The sequence below is a fragment of the Rhizobium sp. BK212 genome (assembly GCF_014197475.1).
Classification (GTDB): Bacteria; Pseudomonadota; Alphaproteobacteria; order Rhizobiales; family Rhizobiaceae; genus Rhizobium; species Rhizobium anhuiense.
Window position 1 is genome coordinate 309,479 of sequence record NZ_JACIFS010000001.1, and the last position, 17,629, is coordinate 327,107.

Below are 17,629 nucleotides of genomic sequence, written 5' to 3' on the forward strand. Positions count from 1 at the left end.
GCGCTTGCGTCTCCGCTTCAGGTCCGTCTCGTCAGACAAAGAGGTTGAGAAAGCAATTGGTATCGTTGTAGCAATCGGTATCAAAGAGAAATCGACATGATCGCTGCAAAACCCAATTCCCTCGTTGCCCGCCTCTCTGCCCCGCCTATTCCTTCGGTCGTCGCCTGGAGCCGCGAATACAAGGGCGAAAAAGGACCGCTCATCGATCTGTCGCAAGCCGTCCCCGGCTATCCCGCGCATCCGGAAATGCTTCGTCTTCTGGCCGAGGCGGCCGGTCAACAGGCGATGACCGGATACGGGCCGATCGAGGGCGAACCTCTGTTGCGCAAGACCTATGCGGCTCACCTTGCCGAGCTTTACGGCGCCGAGCTTTCCGCCGGCAATATCCATATCACCGCCGGCTGCAATCAGGCCTTCATGTGTGCGGCGATCGCGCTTGCGGGCGCCGGCGATACGGTGGCGCTCACCAATCCCTTTTATTTCAATCACGACACAACGCTGTCGATGCTGGGCATCGGGCGTCGATTGGTCGATTGCGCCGCCGCCGGCGGGTTCCTTCCCGATCCGCGTTCGGCCGAGGCTGCACTTGCGGCCGGCGCGAAGATGCTTGCCGTCGTAACACCCAACAATCCCACCGGAGCGGTGTATCCGCCAAGCCTGCTGCACGAGCTTTTCGTCCTCTGCCGGAAATATGGCGCCTGGCTGATCCTCGATGAAACCTATCGCGATTTCCTTGGCGAGGATTATGGGCGGCCGCACTCTTTGCTGTCCGAGCCGGACTGGGAGGACACGCTCGTTCTTCTCTACAGTTTTTCGAAATCCTTCTGCATTCCCGGTCATAGACTGGGTGCGATCACGGCAGGCCCCAAGCTCATCGCCGAGATCGCCAAGGTCATGGACAATATGCAGATCTGCGCGCCGCGCTCGGCTCAGATCGCCGTTGCATTGGCCCTCCCGGCGCTTGCCGATTGGCGGGCCGGCAATCGGCTGGAGATCGCCCGCCGGGCCGATGCGTTGAGGCAGGTCTTTTCCGGGCTGCCGGATTGGAAGATCGGAGCGATCGGCGCCTATTTTGCCTTTGTCCGCCATCCCCACGCCGATCGATCGTCTTCAGAGGTTGCCGAAAAGCTCGCCAGGGAAGCCGGCATAGTTTGTTTGCCCGGCGCCTATTTCGGGGAGGGACAGGAGCGCTACCTCAGACTTGCCTTCGCCAACGCGGATGTCGGCTCGATCGGATTATTATCCGAGCGCCTTCGCTAGACCGCCGCGATCGGCCTCCGCCGGAAGTTGATGATAGCCACCGCGCCAGTAAAGCAGGGGTCCCATGTCCTGCCGGATTTCGATAGCGCAGACATGTCCGACCAAAATCGCATGAGAATTGTAGTGGAATGCGGTTTCGAGCTTGCAGTCCAGGACCGTCAGGGCATTTTCAAGGGCGGCGGCACCCGTCTTGAGGCGATACCATCCCGCGTCGCCGTAACGTTCGGCGCCTTTTCGCCCGTCGAGACCGGCAAAGGATTGGGCCACCTGCTGCTGGTCGGCGGCGAGCACGTTGACACAGAAGCAGCCGTACCGCTGCAGCGCCGGCCATGAGGAAGACGCGCGGTTGACACTGACGATGACGGAAGGCAACGCCGCCGAAAGCGAGGACACCGAGGTTGCGGTGAAGCCGGTGCGGTCTTGCCCGTCGCCGACCGTAATCACGCTGACCGCCCCTGCCAGATGACGCATCGAAAGCTTGAAGTCCGCCTCGCTGATCAAAGCCTCGGCACTCATCGGGCTGACTCTTTCGTTTTGGCAAAGCGGTTTACAGGCATTGAAAGACCGAGGTTTTCACGCAAGGTCTTGCCCTCGTATTCCTCGCGGAACAGCCCGCGGCGGCGAAGCTCGGGCAGGACCAGCCGCACGAAGTCGTCGAGACTCGACGGCAAGGTCGGAAACATCAGGATGAAGCCGTCGGCGGCGCGCGTCTCGAACCATTCCTCCATGAAGTCGGCAATCTGGGACGGCGTGCCCGTGATACCATTTCCAGTATGTTTCTCGGCATAGTGCCGGATGAGTTCGCCGACGGTGTGGCCGCCTTTCACGAAATCGACCAGCTCGTCGAACAGAGCGCGTGACCCCTTCGGCGCCGCCGGCAGCCGATCCATAGGGAAGGGCTTGTCGAGAGCGACGTCGTGCAGGTCCGCTTCCAGGAATTCGGAGAGCATCAATCGGCCGACATCCGGATGCATCTTGTCGATCAGATAATCGACCTTGGCCTTTGCCTCGGCCTCGGTTTCACCGACATTGATCACGATGCCCGGCATGATTTTCAGATCGTCCGGATCGCGTCCATAGGCCGGCATCCGGCGCTTGACGTTTTCGTAGAAGGCCCGGTTACGCTCGATATTCGATGCGAGGCTGAAGACGATCTCGGCGGTTCGCGCCGCCATGTCTATTCCGGGTTCCGAACCGCCCGCCTGGGCGATGACGGGGCGGCCCTGGGGCGTTCGCGCGATGTTGAGGGGGCCGCGAACCTGGAAGTGCTTACCTTTGTGATTGAGCGTATGGTGCTTGTCCTTGTCATAATAGACACCGTTTTCACGGTCGAGAAGCAGTGCGCCTTCCTCGAAGCTGTCCCAAAGACCGAACACGACATCGACGAATTCGTTGCCGCGCTCATAGCGTAGAGCATGCGGGTCGAGCCCCTCGCGGTTGAAGTTGTAGCCGGTTTCGTCGTGATCTGACGTGACGACGTTCCAGCAGACGCGGCCCTGGCTCAGATGGTCGATCGAGGCGAACAGACGCGCGACATTGTATGGCTCGTAGTAACTGGTCGAGACGGTCGCCACGAGACCGAGATCGCTGGTGGTGACCGCCAGAGCCGAAAGCAGCGAGAGGGGTTCGAAACGGTTCATCTTGGTCGGAATGCGGGCAAGCGCATTGGCGTCGCCGACGGCAGCGGCGGGGGAATCCGCCATGAACATGAAATCGAATTTCGCCGCTTGGGATCGTTTGGCGACATCGAGCAGATGGGCGAAGTCGTTGGCGCCCTTGACGTCGCTTGCCGGATGCAGCCAGGAGGCAGGATGAAAGCCGAAGGTATAGACGAAAGTCCCGAGTTTCATCTTGTCGGTGCGCGCCATTGAGCTCTCCTGCTTTGTCGGGTCATGCCGCCAACGCAGGGCGACTGAGCGAATTATCGCCCAGCGCAAATTTTCATCAATATCGCCCAGCTGGGTTCCATTTTAGTTTTTCTAAAGCATTGGCTTGGGTGCCGATGCCACGGCCTGCTGACGGGAAATAGCGATGAGCCAATCGCGGAATTCGCGCCCATGGGGCTTCTGCAACGCCGCACGATCCCAGGCGAGGAAATAGCTTTCACGCAGTGCAATGCGTATGTCGACCGGAATGACGAGCGTTTGCGCCGCGAGCTCATCTGATATCATCGACATTTGCGCCAGCACGACGCCGCGTTTGTTGACGGCCGCGTCAATCGCACTGCTCGACAGGGTGAAAGAGAGGCCTGATGTCGACGCATCGAAGGAAACGCCGGCCTTGGCGGCAAACTCCGCCCAGCTGGGATAAGGAGTGAAGTGTCGTTCCCACTCGACATGCAGCAAGGGCTGTTCGAAGAGATCGCGAGCCGCATGCGCGCGATCCTGCATCAGCGCCGGCGAGCAGGCCGGCACGACCCAATCCCGAAACAGTTCGGTATAATGTTCGTGCTGCAGCACGTCCGACCCATAGCTCACGCGGAAATCGACATCATCGAAGCCGATCCGGGGCTCTTTGTCGCGTCCGATGATTCTCACCTGCACGTCGGGATGAAGGGCCTGCCAGTCGAAGATGCGCCTGCCGATCCATTTGTTGACGACAGAGGACAGCGCACTGAGGACCAGTGCCGTCTCATTGCGCGCCTTTTCCAGCAGTTGTTCGGCGCGCGCAAATTGCTCGAACCCCTTCGATATCTCCTGATGATAGAGCCGGCCCCAGGCGGTCAACTCGACGGTTCGTCCGCTGCGCTCCAGAAGTGAAACTCCCAGAAAGCTCTCGATCTTGCGAATCTGCTGGCTGATGGCCCCTGGCGAAACCTTGAGCTCCAGTGCCGCAGCCGTCACGCCGCCGCAGCGCCCCACGGCCTCGAAGGCTTGCAAACTCTTCAGCGGGATCGTCTTGAAGCGCTCATCGGTCACTTGCAGAGCCTCTCGTGATTTGCGCCACTCAATTTGCCATCGGATGAAAGGTCCCCGCAAACTGGAACCGGTCGCCTGGATGGACAAACTCGACATAAGTCACCGTGCGGCCATTCTGCCAGGTCTGGCGGACGAGGCTAAGGCAGGCCTCGCCTTTCTCTGTCTGCAGGATTCGGGCGGTCGCACTATCGGCCGAAACGGCACGAATGACATGTTTGGCCTTGGACCAGGGAACCTCCTGCAGCAGCCATTTGCCGGGGGGAGTCGAGGCAAAGCTTTCTTCTCTCGCCCGCGGGACGGCATCAAGCATGATGATGCGCCGCTCGATGGCATTCGGTCTGCCGTCGACGATATGCAGGCATTGAAGCCTGAGGACTTCTGCATCGGCAGCTTCCGACAGCTGCTGCGCTTCCACCTCTCCGAGGCGCTCGATCTTGCGGGCGAGGATTTCGAAGTGGTGTTCGTGCCCGGCCAGTTCCGCCTCGGTGCTGATATCCTGGATATCCATCACCGTGCGGTCGATCTGGGGGGAGGCGACGAACGAACCGGTCTTGCGCCTTCTGACGATCATGCCGCGCTCGGCCAGCGCCGACAGCGCCTTGCTGACCGTCATGCGCGAGCATTGATATTGCGCCACGAGTTCGCGCTCGACGGGAATGCAGTCACCCGGCCGCCAAATGCCGCTGATGATCTTCGTCTCGATATCCGTAAAAATACGCTGGTAAATCGATACCAAGTCCGCACCTCATCCGGCGTCAACGATCATAAGTTCCGGAACGGTCGGGTCGCGCCGGTGCAGATCGCTGCCGCCCGGCACAAATTTTGCGTTCCTCGTCTTTTACATTGACACTCTAGGCCCGCCTATATCTATTTGTATAGTCAAAAGCGGAGCATAGAAATCCGCGCAGAGGAAATCGAAGTCGAGAACCAAAACTCCTCCACCGGGGGAATGAAAACTGGAGAGATGATCATGAAGGCAAATTCACTGCTGAAGGGTCTGGTCGGCGCTGCGTTCCTCATCGGAGCAGCCGTTTCCGCCCACGCAGCCGACACGCTTGCGGCCGTCAAGGCAGCCGGCACCCTCAAGGTTGGCACCGAAACAGCTTTTGCCCCGTTCGATTATATCGATGCCGGGGAACATACGGGCTTGAACGTCGACCTCTTTGCCGAGATCGGCAAGGAACTCGGCGTCAAGATCGAGTGGGTCGCCCTTCCCTGGGACGGTGTCTTCCCCGCGCTCGAGGCCGGCAAATTCGATGTCGTCGCAGGTCCTGCAACAATTACCAAGAAGCGCTTGGAGCGCTATCGCTTCACGCCGCCGATCGCCGAAGCGACGATTGCCATTTTGAAGAAGGCTGGCGATACGACGATCAGCAAGCCGGAGGATATTGCCGGCAAGACGATCGGTGTCGGCAAGGCAACCGCTCAGCTCGACCAGTTGAAGGAGTTCTCCGCCACCCTGCCGACCAAAGTTGACGTGCGTGAATATCCCGCCTTTACCGAATCCTACGCCGATCTCGCCGCCGGCCGTATTGCCGGCGTTGCCAATTCGCTACCGAATATCGCCTTCGTCGCCAGCCAGCGAAAGGGCACGTTCGAAGTCGTTCTGCCGCCATTCGGCAAGAAGTCTTATTTCGGCTTTATCGGCCTCAAGGATGCCGATCATGCGCCCCTGATGGATGCGATCGATGCCGCGATGCTCAAGATCAAGGCAGATGGACGCATGGCGGAGCTGCAGAAGAAGTGGTTTGGTGCGTCTTTCGATACGCCTGATGCTGTCAAGGATCCGGCATTCTGATGAGCCACCGGTGAACGAACGCGCCCCGCCAATGGTCGGGGCGCAATCTGCCGTGGCATCAGAGCTCACGGCCGCAGCGCCAGGCAAACACCGCCCATGTCCATCAAACTTTTCGAACTGCTTCTGCAAGCGTCGATCTACACGGTAACGATCAGCGTGGTTTCTATCCTGATCGGCTTTGCGATCGCGATCGTTATTTCCGCCATGCTGCTGTCGCGACAGCAGCTCTTCGTCCTGCCGGCGCAAATTTTCATCAGTTTTTTTCGTGGCGTGCCGCTGCTGGTGCAACTGCTGCTGATCTATAACCTGCTGCCGGCGATTGGCCTCAACGTGCCGAGTATCGTTGCGGCCGTCGTTGGTCTTTCGCTGTGTACGGCAGCCTATCAGGCTGAAAATCTGCGTGGCGGTTTTGCCAGCGTTCCCATGGGTCTTGTCGAGTCTGCCGAAATGGTCGGCATGACTCCCGTTCAGATCTTCCGCCGGATCAAGGCCCCGATCGCCCTGCGCCTGACTTTCCCGGCGCTCGTCAACGAAGCGATCCTTATCCTGAAGGCGTCGTCGCTGGTCTCGGTCGTCGGGGTCATCGAGCTGACGCGCATGGCCCAGGACCTTGCCGGCAGCACCTTCCTGCCGCTCGAGATTTTCGCGTCCGCAGGGCTGATCTATTTCGTCATCAATTGGATCGTCGCCCTTGCGGGCGGCCTGATCGAACGCTCCCTGCCGGGAGTGCCGCGATGACCTTCGACATCAATGTGATTTTCAACAACCTGCCCGATATCGTCAGCGGTGCATGGCTTACCCTCCTCATCTGGATCGTCACCACGCCAGTCGCTGCTGCGCTCGGCTTCCTTATCGCCGTTGCCAGACGTTTTGGCGGCGTCATCCCGGACAAGGCGTTCGGCATTGTCATTGCGGTGCTGCGCGGCACGCCCTTCCTCATCCAGATATTCCTCGTCTACTACGGCGGGCCCTTCGTCGGCTTGTCACTCGATCCGATCCCGGCCGGCATCATCGGCCTTTCCATCTACGGCGCGGCTTATTTCAGCGAGATCTTCCGCTCGGGTTTTGCCGCCGTCCCGAAGGGACATATCGAGGCCGGCCTGTGCGTCGGCCTGACACAAGGGCAGATCATCCGGCGCATATTGCTGCCGGAGATGACCATGCTGGTGCTGCCGCCTTCGATCAACATGACGATCATCCTCATGAAGGAGACGGCCGTGCTGTCCATCATCACCGTGCCGGAATTGACGGCGACGCTGAGTGCGATCGGCTCGCAGCAATATGCCTTCGTCGAGGCGCTCTTCGTGCTTGCCCTATTCTATTGGGCGCTCGTCGAAATCACCGGCTGGCTCGGTCATCTCGCCGAAACGAAACTCTCCAGATTCAGGTTTTTCAACATATGAGCGTTCCTGCGATCGCAGTCAAAAATCTCGTCAAGACGTTCGGCGGTTCCACCGTGTTGCACGGCATCGACCTCGATATCGTGCAGGGACAGGTTTCCTGCGTCATCGGCCCGTCCGGCTCCGGCAAGAGTACGTTGCTGCGCTGCATGGCCTTTCTCGAGGAATCGACGAAGGGGACGATCGCCATCAATGGCGAGGTGCTTGGCTTTACGGAAAACGCCAAAGGCGTCCGTGAGCGGGTGCCGGCGGCGGCGAACCGGCGGATACGATCGCAGATCGGGATGGTTTTTCAGCAGTTCAATCTCTGGCCGCATATGACGGCGCTCGGCAATGTCAGCGAAGCGCTGAAGACCGTTCACAAGATGAGCCGTAGGGATGCAGAGGAGCGGGCCATGGCCCAGCTCGTCAAGGTCGGCCTCGAGGCCAGGGCAGGGCACTATCCGTCGCAGCTTTCCGGAGGTCAGCAGCAACGCGTCGCCATCGCCCGGGCACTCGCCCTCAACCCGAAGATCATGCTGTTTGACGAGCCGACCTCATCGCTCGATCCCGAGCTGACCGGCGAAGTGCTGAACGTCATGCGCGATCTCGCCGCCGAGGGCATGACGATGGTCGTCGTTTCCCACGAGATCGGATTTGCCGCGACGGTCGGCCAGCAGATCGTCTTTCTCGATCACGGCAAGGTGCTGTTCACCGGCCCGCCGCAGGACGTCTTCAAACGGCCGAGAAACCCCCGGCTCGAACAGTTCCTGGACACCTATATCGATCGCGGAGCCTCGATGCTACTCTGACGTTCATGGCCTTCCTGATCGTCGGAAAGACCTCCAACTCCGACGTCGGGTTCAGGCAATATCGTCTTCGAGTATCTTCACGGGCCGGTCCCACTGGATGAGAACGACACAGCCGGGGTCACTCCAGACCGAGTGTTCGCTGCCCGGCGCATTGACGATATAACTGCCGCTGCCGTAATCGCCCGTCTCGTCGGATTGAACGCCATCGAGCACCAGGATGGTCTCGAGCCCCTCGTGACGATGACGGGGAACGGAGGCGCCAGGCTCATATTTCAACAGCGCCACGCCCGGCTGATCGCCCTCGAAGGGCCGGATCCAGTGAATGGTGACCGCGTCGCGAAAAGGGCCGAATTCCAGCGCCTTCCAGCCGCCCGAGGTCAGCAGTTCGCGGGTCGTGTCAGGCATGGATAATGCTTTCCAGTATGTCGTCGACATGGGCGGTCCAGCCGACGATCGCGCCCTGAGCGCGGATCATGGCGATGGCTGCGGCTTTGAATTCCGGGAAATAGCTTTCCGTCGCCTCCTCGGCGAGCAGGCACTCATAACCGCGGTCGTTTGCTTCACGCATCGTCGTCTGCACGCAGACTTCGGTGGTGACACCGGCAAAGACGAGTTGTTTGATACCCTTCTGCTGCAGCACGGTGCCGAGTTCGGTGGCGTAAAAGGCGCCCTTACCGGGTTTTTCGATGACGACTTCGCCCTTCACGGGCGCGAGTTCCGGCAGGATTGCCGTGCCGGGCTCGCCCGAGATCAGGATGCGGCCCATCGGGCCTTCGTCGCCGATCCTGAGCGCAGGATTGCCGCGGTCGCGTTTGGCCGGCGGCAGGTCGGAAAGGTCCGGCCGATGGCACTCCATCGTATGGATCACAGGCAGGCCGGCATTGCGGAAGCCCTGGATGAGGCGTTTGACATCGGGAACGATCCTGGTGATGCGGCTGACATCGTTGCCGAGGCTTGCACCGAAACCGCCGGGCTCGGCGAAATCGCGCTGCATGTCGATGACGATGAGCGCGAGCTCGTCGTGCTTCACCGGAAAGGCAAAAGGTTCGGCCTTGATCTTCACCATCAATGATGTCCCGCCATGTGGGCGCCGATCACGCCGATATCGGCCGAGCGTGCCGGTGTTTCGTAAACCAGCTTGCCTTCCGAAATGACCATGATGCGGTCGGACATCTCGAGCAGTTCGTCGAGGTCTTCGGACAGCAGCAGCACGGCGGCACCCAAATTGCGTGCCTTCATGATGCGGGCGCGGATTTCGGCAACGGCCGAGAAATCCAGACCGAAACAGGGGTTCGAGACGATCAGCAGATCGACATCGCCGGTCAGTTCGCGGGCGAGCACCGCCCGCTGCACGTTGCCGCCCGAAAGCGCTGCGATCGGCGAGGAGGAAGAGGCGGTCTTGACCTTGAAATCGGAGATCAGCGCCGAGGCGCGCTTCTTCATGCCGCCCCTGTTCAGCCAGATCGCGTCCTTGCCGTCCGCCTTCAAGTCGAAGGTGCGAAACGCAAGGTTCTCGCTCACGCTCATCTTGGGCGCGCAGGCATTCTGCAACGGCTCTTCGGGGATGAAACGCACCTTGTTCTTGCGGGTCTCGTCACGGGTGGCGCCGTAAGCCTCGCCATTGACCATGACCTCACCGGTATCGGTCGGGCGCTGGCCGGCGAGAATCTCCGTCAGCTCCTTCTGGCCGTTGCCCGATATGCCGGCAATGCCAACGATCTCGCCGGAGCGGACCGTCAGCGCGTCGATCTCGATCGTCTTCAGGCCGGAGCGATCGGGGGCCTTCACCTGGCTGACGGTCAGCACCGGTCTTGCCGCTTCGGCCACCGGCAGGCGGCTGTCGAGCTCGGCGAGCTTGACGTCGCCGATCATCATCGCCGCCATCTCGGCGGTGGAGAGTTCGCCGACCTTGCCGGTGCCGACCAGCTTGCCGCGCCGCAGGATCGAGACGGCATCGGCGAACTTCGTCACCTCGTGGAACTTGTGGGAAATCATCAGCACGGTGAGTTCGCCGCGCTCGGTCATTCCGCGCACGATGCCGAGCATCTCGTCGGCTTCGGCCGGCGTCAGCACCGAAGTCGGCTCGTCGAGCACGAGGAAGGAGCGGCCGAGATAGAGCTGCTTGACGATTTCGAGCTTCTGTTTTTCGCCGGCGGCAAGTTCACTTACCGGCCTGTCGAGCGGGATCTTGAACGGCATGCGCTCCATGAAACCCGCCAGGTCCTTGCGCTCCTTGGCCCAGTTGATCACCGCGGGGACTTCGGTGCGGCTGATGACCAGGTTTTCCGCGCCAGTCAGAGAGGGAACCAGGGTGAAATGCTGGTAGACCATGCCGAGTCCATAGGCTGCGGCATCCTTGGGGGAGGCGACCGCCACCTCGCGGCCGTCGACCGACAGCGAACCTGAGGTCGCGTGATAGAAACCCATGATGCATTTGACCAGTGTCGACTTGCCGGCGCCGTTTTCGCCGAGAAGGGCGTGGAAAGAGCCGGCCGGAACGGCGATCGAGACGTTGTCGAGCGCGGTGAACGAACCGAAGCGCATGGTCATCCCGAGCGTATCGATACCGACCGCCTTGCCGGCCTTGGGGAGGGGCGTGTCGCGAACGGTGCTCATGGCAGCTGGCTCACAAAGGTTTCGGAATTGGAGACGGCGCCGAAGACGCCGCCCTGCATCTTCACCATCTTGATGGCGGCGAGGTGGTTTCCGTAGTCGGTCGCGCCGCAGCAGTCCTCCAGCAGCAGGCATTCGTAGCCGCGGTCGTTCGCCTCGCGCATCGTCGTCGAGACGCAGACATCGGTGGTGATGCCGGTGAGGATGATGTTCTCGATGCGCTTCCGGTTGAGGATGAGTTCGAGGTCGGTGGCGCAGAACGAACCCTTGCCGGGCTTGTCGATGATCGTCTCGCCTTCGACCGGGTAGAGTTCGGGGATGATGTCCCAGCCGGGTTCGCCCCGCGTCAGGATGCGGCCGCAGGGGCCGGGATCGCCGATACCGGCGCCGATCCGCTGCGAGCGCCAGCGTTTGTTGGCCGGCAGATCGGCGAGGTCGGGGCGATGGCCCTCGCGGGTATGGATGATGTGGTAGCCCTTGGCCCGCATAGCGGCAAGCACGCGTTTGATCGGTTCGATCGGCGCCTGCACCAGCGACAGGTCGTAGCCCATATGGTCGACATAGCCGCCCTTGCCGCAGAAATCCGTCTGCATGTCGATGATGATAAGGGCGGTGTTGTCAGGCCTTAGAGCGCCGTTATAGGGCCACGGATACGGATCGGCGTCGATAAAATGCCCTTCGGTTTCGACCATCGCGTCCATCATTCTCTCTCCTATTCCGCGGCAGGTTTGAGGGGTTCGCCGTAGCGGCGCATTGGCTTGTCAAATCCGCAGGACGTGCCGTCCTTGACCTTTATCTCGTCTTCCCATGGCAGGCGGTATTTGCCGGCGACGAGGTCGTGCATGTAGGTGTAGGGCGCATCCTGCGCACCGCCGGCGACGGCGACATAACCGCGATGGCCGAACTGGTAGATATTGTTCTCCACGCCCCAGCCGAGCCGGGCCTCGCGCACCAGGTCAGGACGCACCTCGGCGGTGATGATCTCGTTGACGCGGCCGGAGGTGCCGTGGGCGATGATCGTGCCGTCGAAATTGCAGATCATGCCTTCACCCATGGAATCGAACGTGCCGTCCGAGCCGCACATACAGACATTGGCGGTGATCATCAGGTTGCAGAAGGCATTGGCCTGGTTGGTGAAGCGCCAGGCCTCGCGGATCGGCGCCGTGTAGCCGGCTGTGCGGATCATGATTTCGGCGCCCTTATAGGCGCATTCGCGCGCCATCTCCGGGAACATGCCGTCATGGCAGATGATCAGTGCGAGCTTGGCGCCTCGCGGGCCTTCGATGACAGGGATGCCAAGATCGCCGGGCTCCCAGGGCTCGACGGGGATCCAGGGATGCATCTTGCGGTAATAGAGCTTCAACTCGCCTTGGTCGTCGATGACGATGCCGGAATTGTAGGGCATGCCGCCAGGGTTCAGCTCCATGATCGAGAAGCAGCCCCAGATCGCATTGTCCCTGCAGGCCTTCCTGAAGGCCGCGACCTCCGGCCCGTCGAGCGTGCACATGATCTCCGGATTGATGTCCATGGAGAGGCCGTGCAGCGCATATTCTGGAAAGACGACGAGGTCCATGCCCGGCTGGTTGCGCCGCGCTTTGGCCACCAGATCGACGATCACCTGCGTCTGTTTTGCCAGATCCGCTTTGGTGACCGTCACCGGCAGCTGGAGCTGTACCAGGCCGATACCCACACCGTGTTCGGATTTGTTGAGGCCGCCAAGTCCGTTCATCGGCAAGCTCCGTTATTTCGTAAGCGACAGCGCGCCCGGCGCACCGGCGAGCGAGCGGGTGGGCGAGGACGTGGCGATCAGGATGACGAGGGTGAGCACGTAAGGTGCCGCGTAGAAGAGATAGTAGCCTTGCGTGACGCCGACCGATTGCAGCGCCGGGCCGAGCGCGCCGGCGCCGCCGAAAAGCAGGGCAGCGAGAAAGCAGCCGATCGGGTTCCAGCGGGCAAAGATCACGAGCGCCACGGCCATCAGGCCCTGGCCCGACGAGATGCCTTCGTTCCATGAGCCCGGATAGTAGAGCGACAGATAGGCGCCGCCGATCGCCGCCAGCGAGCCGCCAGCGGCGGTAGCCAGCAGGCGAACCCGGTCCGGGTCGATGCCCATGGCTCGGGCCGCGTCGGTGCTGTCGCCGACAACGCGCAGGATCAGGCCGATGCGGGTGTTCTTGAAGGCCCAGAACAGGAAGAGAGCCAGCGCTGCGCCGATGAAGAACAGCACGTTGATATTCAGTGCCGCCTGGATCTGCGGAGTGCTCGACCAACCGCCGAGCGCAATCGAGGGCAGTTTCGGCGCCACCGGCTGGATGAAGGATTTGCCGAGGAAAAACGCCATGCCGAGACCGAACTGCATCATCGCGATGCCGATGGCGATGTCGTTGACCTTCGGGAATTTGCAGATCCAGCCGTGGATAAGGCCGAACATCGCCCCCGCCATCATGGCGGCGAGCACACCGAGGGTCGGCGAGCCGGTGATGACGGCCACCGCATAGGCCGTCATGGCGCCGAAGACCAGCGTGCCTTCCAGGCCGAGATTGATGCGGCCGGAGCGCTCGGTGATCGTCTCGCCGAGGCTGACGAAAATGAATGGTGTGGACACGCGGATGGCGCCCGCGAAGATCGCCAGCGGCACGCCCCAGATGCCGATGCCTGTCTCTTCCATCAGAGGCTCCTTTTCCAGAGGTCGGGATTGAAGATCTTGAAGCGGCCGTAGAAGGTCTCGCAGAAGAGAATGACGATGAAGAGCGTCCCCTGCAGCACCAGAACCGTCGCATCCGGCAGGCCCATGCGCCGCTGGATGAGGCCGCCCGAGGCGTCGATGCCGCCGAGCAGGATCGCGACCGGAATGATCGCCAGCGGATTGTGCCTGGCGAGGAAGGCGACGAGGATGCCGGTATAACCGTAGCCGGCGGCAAGCGAGGCGTTGGCGCTTCCCTGCACCGCCGCCACTTCAATCATGCCCGCCAGACCGGCAAAGCTGCCGGCAAGTGCGGTAAATCCCGCGATCAGTTTGCCCACAGGAAGTCCCTGGATCTGGGCGGCGCGCACGTTGCCGCCGGCGATGCGGGCGGCAAAACCGTAGCTCGTCGCCTCGATCACGATCCAGGACACAATGCAGGCGAGGATGCCGATGACGAGACCCCAATGCACGTCCATGCCGGGAATCTTGCCGAGCATATAGTCCGCCGGCAACGGCCTGGTCGACGGCTTGTTGAGGCTTGCAGGATCGCGGAGCATCCCTTCGACGAACTGGTTCATCAGGGCAATGGCGATATAGGATAGCAGCAGCGACGAGATGGTTTCGTTGACGCCGCGGTAGTGGCGCAGGAAACCGGCAAGGCCGATCCAGATGCCGCCGACCACCATGGCGGCGATCGCCATCAGAATGAGGGTGAGGAAGACAGGCGCGGTGCCGGCAAGCGGCAGAGCCATGGCTGCGGCCGCAACGCCGCCCAGCACGACCGCTCCTTCCCCGCCGATGATGACGAGGCCGAGACGGGCGGGCAGGGCGACGCAGAGCGCCGTCAGGAGAAGGGGTGCGGCGCGGCTTAAGCTGTTCTGCACCGAAAACCAGCTGCCGAAGCCGCCGGTATACATCAGTTGGAAGAGGGTGACCGGCGACTTGCCGACCGCCAGGATGAAGAGGGAGAAGAGCGCAAGACCGATCAGTATGGCCGCAAGGCCGATGACGACAGGTTCGGCTCGCCGCGCGATCCATTCGAGGACGGGGCGCAGCGAAGCCGGTTTTTCCGCGATGGCGAGTGCGGGATCATTGGCCTCGATGGTCATGGCGCTTCTCCCTTCGCGGTTTACGCCGTGGACCCGACGACGCCCTCAACCAGGTAATTCATGCTCTCGAGCTCGATCGCATCTTCGGCGTAGCTCTTGTCGGCAGCCACGACGGTGTCGCCCTTATTGTCCTTCAACGGGCCCTTGAAGACCGAGAAGCCACCCTTCATCATCTCCGCCTGCGTGGCTTCGAAAGCCTTGCGGCCCTCCGCCGACACGGCGGGGCCAAGCGCGCTCATCTTCACGAAGCCGTCCTTCAGGCCGCCGCGCACGAAGTTGCCGAGCTTTTCGCCGGCCTGCGCCTTCTTGACGAAATCGCTGTAGACGTTGCCCCAGGCCCATTCGGCGCCGGTGAGGTATTTTTCGGGAGCAAGCGGGCTCTGATTGGCGTGATAGCCGCAGACGAAGGCGCCGCGGCCGGCCGCCGTCTCGACGACCACTTTGGGGCTGTCGACGTGGCAGGTGATGACGTCGGCGCCCTGATCGACCAGCGCATTGGTGGCTTCGGCTTCCTTGACGGCGAGCGACCATTCACCGGTGAAGATCACCTGGCAGGTGATAGCGGGATCGACCGTGCGCGCGCCAAGCAGGAAGGCGTTGATGTTCTGCAGAACTTGCGGGATCGGCTTGGCGGCGACGAAGCCGATCTTTTTGCTCTTCGTCGCATGACCGGCGGCGATGCCGTTCAGATACTGGCCCTGGAAGATATAGCCGAAATAGGAGCCGGTATTGGCGGGGTTCTTGCCTTCCTGCCAGAGGCCGCCGCAATGGCGGAACTGGATATCGGGATATTTGGCGGCCATGGCCAGCATGTGGGGATCGAAATAGCCGAAGGATGTCGGAAAGAGCAGGGTCGCACCGTCGAGATTGATCATCGACTCCATGGTCTTCTGGACATCGACGGTTTCCGGCACATTCTCTTCTTCGACCAGCGTCACGCCCGGCAGCGCCTTGACCACGGCGGCACCTTCCGCATGCGCCTGGTTGTAGCCGTAGTCGTCTTTGGGGCCGACATAGATGAAGCCGACGGTCAGCGCGGTCTGGGCTGCGGCGGGAGAGCCGATCAGGCCCGGCATGGCGCCGGCGAGCGCACCGGCGGCGGAAGCCTGAAGGAAATTGCGGCGGTTCATGGAAAGGAGTTTGGTCATCGGAATGCTCCTTGCGGCGCTGGGCCGGTTTCGAACGGGTACAGAAAAGTGCATGCAATGTGCGTGCCAGAAATCAATCTATTGTTTTTTATAATTTATTTGTTTCTGCAAAATGCACACTCCGAAAAGTGCATGCAGATTGATCGATTTCTTGCGCAAAAAGTAATCAACAGGTATTTCTTGGTCATCGTGAGTGCGTGATTGCTGATACTTCGCGCAGGCCAAGCTCTCTTATTCATCAGAAAGCGAAAATTTAACAATATCTTCCCTGCTCGATTTGACTTATCGAGTCTCGGACGGCATCTGTATGCAGAGTGTTGATGTGAGCAGATTCGTATTGTGAAGCAGACTAGGCGCAGAGAAGTGATCCGCACCGGAACTACCGTCGAACAGATGGTGCGGGCGATTTCCGACATGATCGTCACAGGTGAAATCCTGCCGGGCGCGAAGTTGGACGAGGTGTCGCTCGCGGTTCGTTTCGAGGTTTCGCGCACGCCGGTACGCGAGGCCTTGCGTGAGCTGGGCGCCATGGGATTGGTCGTCCGCGAGCCAAACCGCAGTGCCCTCGTGACCAATGTCACCGAGGCCTATCTGCATTCGATGTTCGAGGCGATGGCGGAGCTTGAAGCAATCTGCGCCAGGCTGTCGGCCGAGCGCATGACGGTCGATGAGCGGCGCGCGCTGGAGTTGGAGCATCGGGCATCGGTGAGGCTGGTGCATGCCGGCGCCGAAGAGGAATATTCGGCTCACAATACCGAATTCCACACCCGGCTTTATCGAGGTGCGCATAATGATCATGTCTTCGAGATGGTGACGCAGACCAGGGCGCGGCTGGCACCTTTTCGACGGGCACAGTTCCGTTTGCCGGGGCGCTTGGCAAAATCCTATGAGGAGCACGGCCGGATCGTGACCGCGATCATGCGCGCGGACGCCGCGGCCGCGGGGCAGGCGGCCTATTCCCATGTGGAAATTGTCAGTGATGCCAGCGCGGTATTTGCAACGGCAGGGGAGTAGAGAGGACGCGGCGCCTGAAATCAGGCGCCGCCCCCGCTACAAGACACAAGGCTACGACAACCAAACGCTCCAGTTGTTTCGCGGCGTCTACTCCGCGGCTTCGACGAAACGGTGACGTTCGTAGAGGAACTTCAGCACGGCCTCGCGGCATTTGAGATATGTCCGATCGGAGGCGAGTTCGATGCGATGGCGCGGACGAGACATGGTCACATCGAGCACTTCACCGATCCGGGCCGCCGGGCCATTGGTCATCATGACGATGCGATCGGACAACAATACCGCTTCGTCGACGTCATGGGTGATCATCACCATCGTATTGCCAAGCCGGGCGTGGATTTCCATCACCGCGTCCTGAAGATGGGCGCGGGTCAGCGCGTCGAGCGCGCCGAAAGGCTCGTCCAGCAACAGGATCTTCGGCTCCATTGACAGCGCGCGTGCAATGCCGACGCGCTGTTTCATGCCCCCTGATATTTCCGAAGGCCGCTTATCCCTGGCATGCGCCATCTGCACGAGGTCGAGGTTGGCCATGACCCAGTCGTGTCGCTCGGCCTTGGTCTTTGTTCGGCTGAAGACCTTGGTGACGGCGAGATTGACGTTCTCGTAGACCGTCAGCCAGGGCAGCAGCGAATGGTTCTGGAAGACGACGGCGCGTTCCGGACCCGGTTCGTTGACCTCGCGGTTTTCAAGCAGCACGGCGCCTGCCGATACCGGAGTCAGGCCGGCAATCAGGTTGAGCAGGGTAGACTTGCCGCAGCCGGAATGGCCGATGATCGAGACGAATTCACCCTCGGAAATCGTCAGGTTGATGTCCTTCAGCACCTCGGCGCGCACGCCGCCCCGATCGAAATGTTTGTCGATATGGTCGAGTTTGAGATAGGCGTTCATAGGTGCG

Annotated in this window: 19 protein-coding genes; 6 read left to right on the plus strand and 13 right to left on the minus strand. The window is 61.1% G+C overall.

Translation table 11 applies throughout. From position 1 onward, the window contains the following. Positions 1–96 precede the first annotated feature (96 nt). Positions 97–1,260, plus strand: coding sequence for an aminotransferase (locus FHT79_RS01465; RefSeq protein WP_183902882.1), 1,164 nt, complete (start codon positions 97–99; stop codon positions 1,258–1,260). On the opposite strand, the gene FHT79_RS01470 is transcribed toward FHT79_RS01465, so the two are convergent. The 4 genes from FHT79_RS01470 to FHT79_RS01485 form a co-directional block, all read right to left on the minus strand. Further along, the gene (locus FHT79_RS01470) at positions 1,240–1,776 is read right to left on the minus strand and encodes a flavin reductase family protein (protein WP_183902883.1); all 537 of its coding nucleotides are present in this window, start codon (positions 1,774–1,776) and stop codon (positions 1,240–1,242) included. The genes FHT79_RS01465 and FHT79_RS01470 overlap by 21 nt on opposite strands. Continuing rightward, positions 1,773–3,128 carry an LLM class flavin-dependent oxidoreductase gene (locus tag FHT79_RS01475; RefSeq protein ID WP_097622439.1) on the minus strand — a complete coding sequence of 452 codons (1,356 nt, stop codon included), beginning with the start codon at positions 3,126–3,128 and terminating at the stop codon, positions 1,773–1,775. Before FHT79_RS01475 ends, FHT79_RS01470 begins: the two co-directional genes overlap by 4 nt. Before the next feature lie 111 nt (positions 3,129–3,239). Then, the gene (locus tag FHT79_RS01480; RefSeq protein WP_183902884.1) at positions 3,240–4,178 is read right to left on the minus strand and encodes a LysR family transcriptional regulator; all 939 of its coding nucleotides are present in this window, start codon (positions 4,176–4,178) and stop codon (positions 3,240–3,242) included. A gap of 28 nt (positions 4,179–4,206) precedes the next feature. After that, positions 4,207–4,914 carry a UTRA domain-containing protein gene (locus FHT79_RS01485; protein WP_097622437.1) on the minus strand — a complete coding sequence of 236 codons (708 nt, stop codon included), beginning with the start codon at positions 4,912–4,914 and terminating at the stop codon, positions 4,207–4,209. A gap of 234 nt (positions 4,915–5,148) precedes the next feature. Here FHT79_RS01485 and FHT79_RS01490 point away from each other — a divergent pair, with 234 nt between their 5' ends. From FHT79_RS01490 to FHT79_RS01505, 4 genes are all read left to right on the plus strand, one after another. Beyond that, positions 5,149–5,976, plus strand: coding sequence for a transporter substrate-binding domain-containing protein (locus FHT79_RS01490; protein WP_025570099.1), 828 nt, complete (start codon positions 5,149–5,151; stop codon positions 5,974–5,976). 96 nt (positions 5,977–6,072) lie between these two features. Beyond that, on the plus strand, positions 6,073–6,714 hold the full coding sequence (locus FHT79_RS01495; RefSeq protein WP_025570101.1) for an amino acid ABC transporter permease: 642 nt from the start codon (positions 6,073–6,075) through the stop codon (positions 6,712–6,714). Then, positions 6,711–7,379 carry an amino acid ABC transporter permease gene (locus tag FHT79_RS01500; protein ID WP_025570102.1) on the plus strand — a complete coding sequence of 223 codons (669 nt, stop codon included), beginning with the start codon at positions 6,711–6,713 and terminating at the stop codon, positions 7,377–7,379. Before FHT79_RS01495 ends, FHT79_RS01500 begins: the two co-directional genes overlap by 4 nt. Next, positions 7,376–8,167, plus strand: a complete 792-nt coding sequence (locus FHT79_RS01505) for an amino acid ABC transporter ATP-binding protein (protein ID WP_025570103.1) — start codon at positions 7,376–7,378, stop codon at positions 8,165–8,167. The genes FHT79_RS01500 and FHT79_RS01505 overlap by 4 nt, the downstream gene beginning before the upstream one ends. Before the next feature lie 51 nt (positions 8,168–8,218). Here FHT79_RS01505 and FHT79_RS01510 read toward each other — a convergent pair whose 3' ends face one another. The 8 genes from FHT79_RS01510 to FHT79_RS01545 are packed head-to-tail and all read right to left on the minus strand — an operon-like array spanning position 8,219 to position 15,723. Next, positions 8,219–8,572, minus strand: coding sequence for a cupin domain-containing protein (locus FHT79_RS01510; RefSeq protein ID WP_183902885.1), 354 nt, complete (start codon positions 8,570–8,572; stop codon positions 8,219–8,221). Beyond that, positions 8,565–9,233, minus strand: a complete 669-nt coding sequence (locus tag FHT79_RS01515) for a cysteine hydrolase (RefSeq protein ID WP_025570106.1) — start codon at positions 9,231–9,233, stop codon at positions 8,565–8,567. Before FHT79_RS01515 ends, FHT79_RS01510 begins: the two co-directional genes overlap by 8 nt. Continuing rightward, positions 9,233–10,783, minus strand: coding sequence for an ABC transporter ATP-binding protein (locus tag FHT79_RS01520; RefSeq protein ID WP_183902886.1), 1,551 nt, complete (start codon positions 10,781–10,783; stop codon positions 9,233–9,235). The genes FHT79_RS01515 and FHT79_RS01520 overlap by 1 nt, the downstream gene beginning before the upstream one ends. Continuing rightward, complete coding sequence (locus FHT79_RS01525; protein WP_025570110.1) at positions 10,780–11,481, minus strand: isochorismatase family cysteine hydrolase; 702 nt, start codon at positions 11,479–11,481, stop codon at positions 10,780–10,782. Before FHT79_RS01525 ends, FHT79_RS01520 begins: the two co-directional genes overlap by 4 nt. 11 nt (positions 11,482–11,492) lie before the next feature. Beyond that, positions 11,493–12,509: a formamidase gene (locus FHT79_RS01530; RefSeq protein ID WP_047612049.1), complete on the minus strand. Its 1,017-nt coding sequence runs from the start codon at positions 12,507–12,509 to the stop codon at positions 11,493–11,495. 12 nt (positions 12,510–12,521) lie between these two features. Continuing rightward, positions 12,522–13,448: an ABC transporter permease gene (locus FHT79_RS01535; protein ID WP_183902887.1), complete on the minus strand. Its 927-nt coding sequence runs from the start codon at positions 13,446–13,448 to the stop codon at positions 12,522–12,524. Beyond that, positions 13,448–14,575, minus strand: coding sequence for an ABC transporter permease (locus tag FHT79_RS01540; RefSeq protein WP_047614568.1), 1,128 nt, complete (start codon positions 14,573–14,575; stop codon positions 13,448–13,450). The genes FHT79_RS01535 and FHT79_RS01540 overlap by 1 nt, the downstream gene beginning before the upstream one ends. Positions 14,576–14,595: 20 nt before the next feature. Beyond that, entirely contained in the window at positions 14,596–15,723 is a 1,128-nt protein-coding gene (locus FHT79_RS01545; protein ID WP_025570118.1) for a BMP family ABC transporter substrate-binding protein, read from the minus strand. 339 nt (positions 15,724–16,062) lie between these two features. On the opposite strand from FHT79_RS01545, the gene FHT79_RS01550 reads away from it, so the two are divergent. Continuing rightward, positions 16,063–16,737 carry a GntR family transcriptional regulator gene (locus tag FHT79_RS01550; protein WP_025570068.1) on the plus strand — a complete coding sequence of 225 codons (675 nt, stop codon included), beginning with the start codon at positions 16,063–16,065 and terminating at the stop codon, positions 16,735–16,737. Between the two features lie 87 nt (positions 16,738–16,824). On the opposite strand, the gene FHT79_RS01555 is transcribed toward FHT79_RS01550, so the two are convergent. Next, a complete protein-coding gene (locus FHT79_RS01555; RefSeq protein ID WP_025570514.1) occupies positions 16,825–17,622 on the minus strand; it encodes an ABC transporter ATP-binding protein in 798 nt (265 codons plus the stop codon). Positions 17,623–17,629: the final 7 nt, after the last annotated feature.

Coding starts and splice junctions, on each gene's coding strand:
- FHT79_RS01465 (WP_183902882.1), top strand. CDS start 97: ATGATCGCTGCAAAACCCAATTCCCTCGTTGCCCGCCTCTCTGCCCCG.
- FHT79_RS01470 (WP_183902883.1), bottom strand. CDS start 1,776: ATGAGTGCCGAGGCTTTGATCAGCGAGGCGGACTTCAAGCTTTCGATG.
- FHT79_RS01475 (WP_097622439.1), bottom strand. CDS start 3,128: ATGGCGCGCACCGACAAGATGAAACTCGGGACTTTCGTCTATACCTTC.
- FHT79_RS01490 (WP_025570099.1), top strand. CDS start 5,149: ATGAAGGCAAATTCACTGCTGAAGGGTCTGGTCGGCGCTGCGTTCCTC.
- FHT79_RS01495 (WP_025570101.1), top strand. CDS start 6,073: ATGTCCATCAAACTTTTCGAACTGCTTCTGCAAGCGTCGATCTACACG.
- FHT79_RS01500 (WP_025570102.1), top strand. CDS start 6,711: ATGACCTTCGACATCAATGTGATTTTCAACAACCTGCCCGATATCGTC.
- FHT79_RS01505 (WP_025570103.1), top strand. CDS start 7,376: ATGAGCGTTCCTGCGATCGCAGTCAAAAATCTCGTCAAGACGTTCGGC.
- FHT79_RS01510 (WP_183902885.1), bottom strand. CDS start 8,572: ATGCCTGACACGACCCGCGAACTGCTGACCTCGGGCGGCTGGAAGGCG.
- FHT79_RS01515 (WP_025570106.1), bottom strand. CDS start 9,233: ATGGTGAAGATCAAGGCCGAACCTTTTGCCTTTCCGGTGAAGCACGAC.
- FHT79_RS01520 (WP_183902886.1), bottom strand. CDS start 10,783: ATGAGCACCGTTCGCGACACGCCCCTCCCCAAGGCCGGCAAGGCGGTC.
- FHT79_RS01525 (WP_025570110.1), bottom strand. CDS start 11,481: ATGGACGCGATGGTCGAAACCGAAGGGCATTTTATCGACGCCGATCCG.
- FHT79_RS01530 (WP_047612049.1), bottom strand. CDS start 12,509: ATGAACGGACTTGGCGGCCTCAACAAATCCGAACACGGTGTGGGTATC.
- FHT79_RS01535 (WP_183902887.1), bottom strand. CDS start 13,448: ATGGAAGAGACAGGCATCGGCATCTGGGGCGTGCCGCTGGCGATCTTC.
- FHT79_RS01540 (WP_047614568.1), bottom strand. CDS start 14,575: ATGACCATCGAGGCCAATGATCCCGCACTCGCCATCGCGGAAAAACCG.
- FHT79_RS01545 (WP_025570118.1), bottom strand. CDS start 15,723: ATGACCAAACTCCTTTCCATGAACCGCCGCAATTTCCTTCAGGCTTCC.
- FHT79_RS01555 (WP_025570514.1), bottom strand. CDS start 17,622: ATGAACGCCTATCTCAAACTCGACCATATCGACAAACATTTCGATCGG.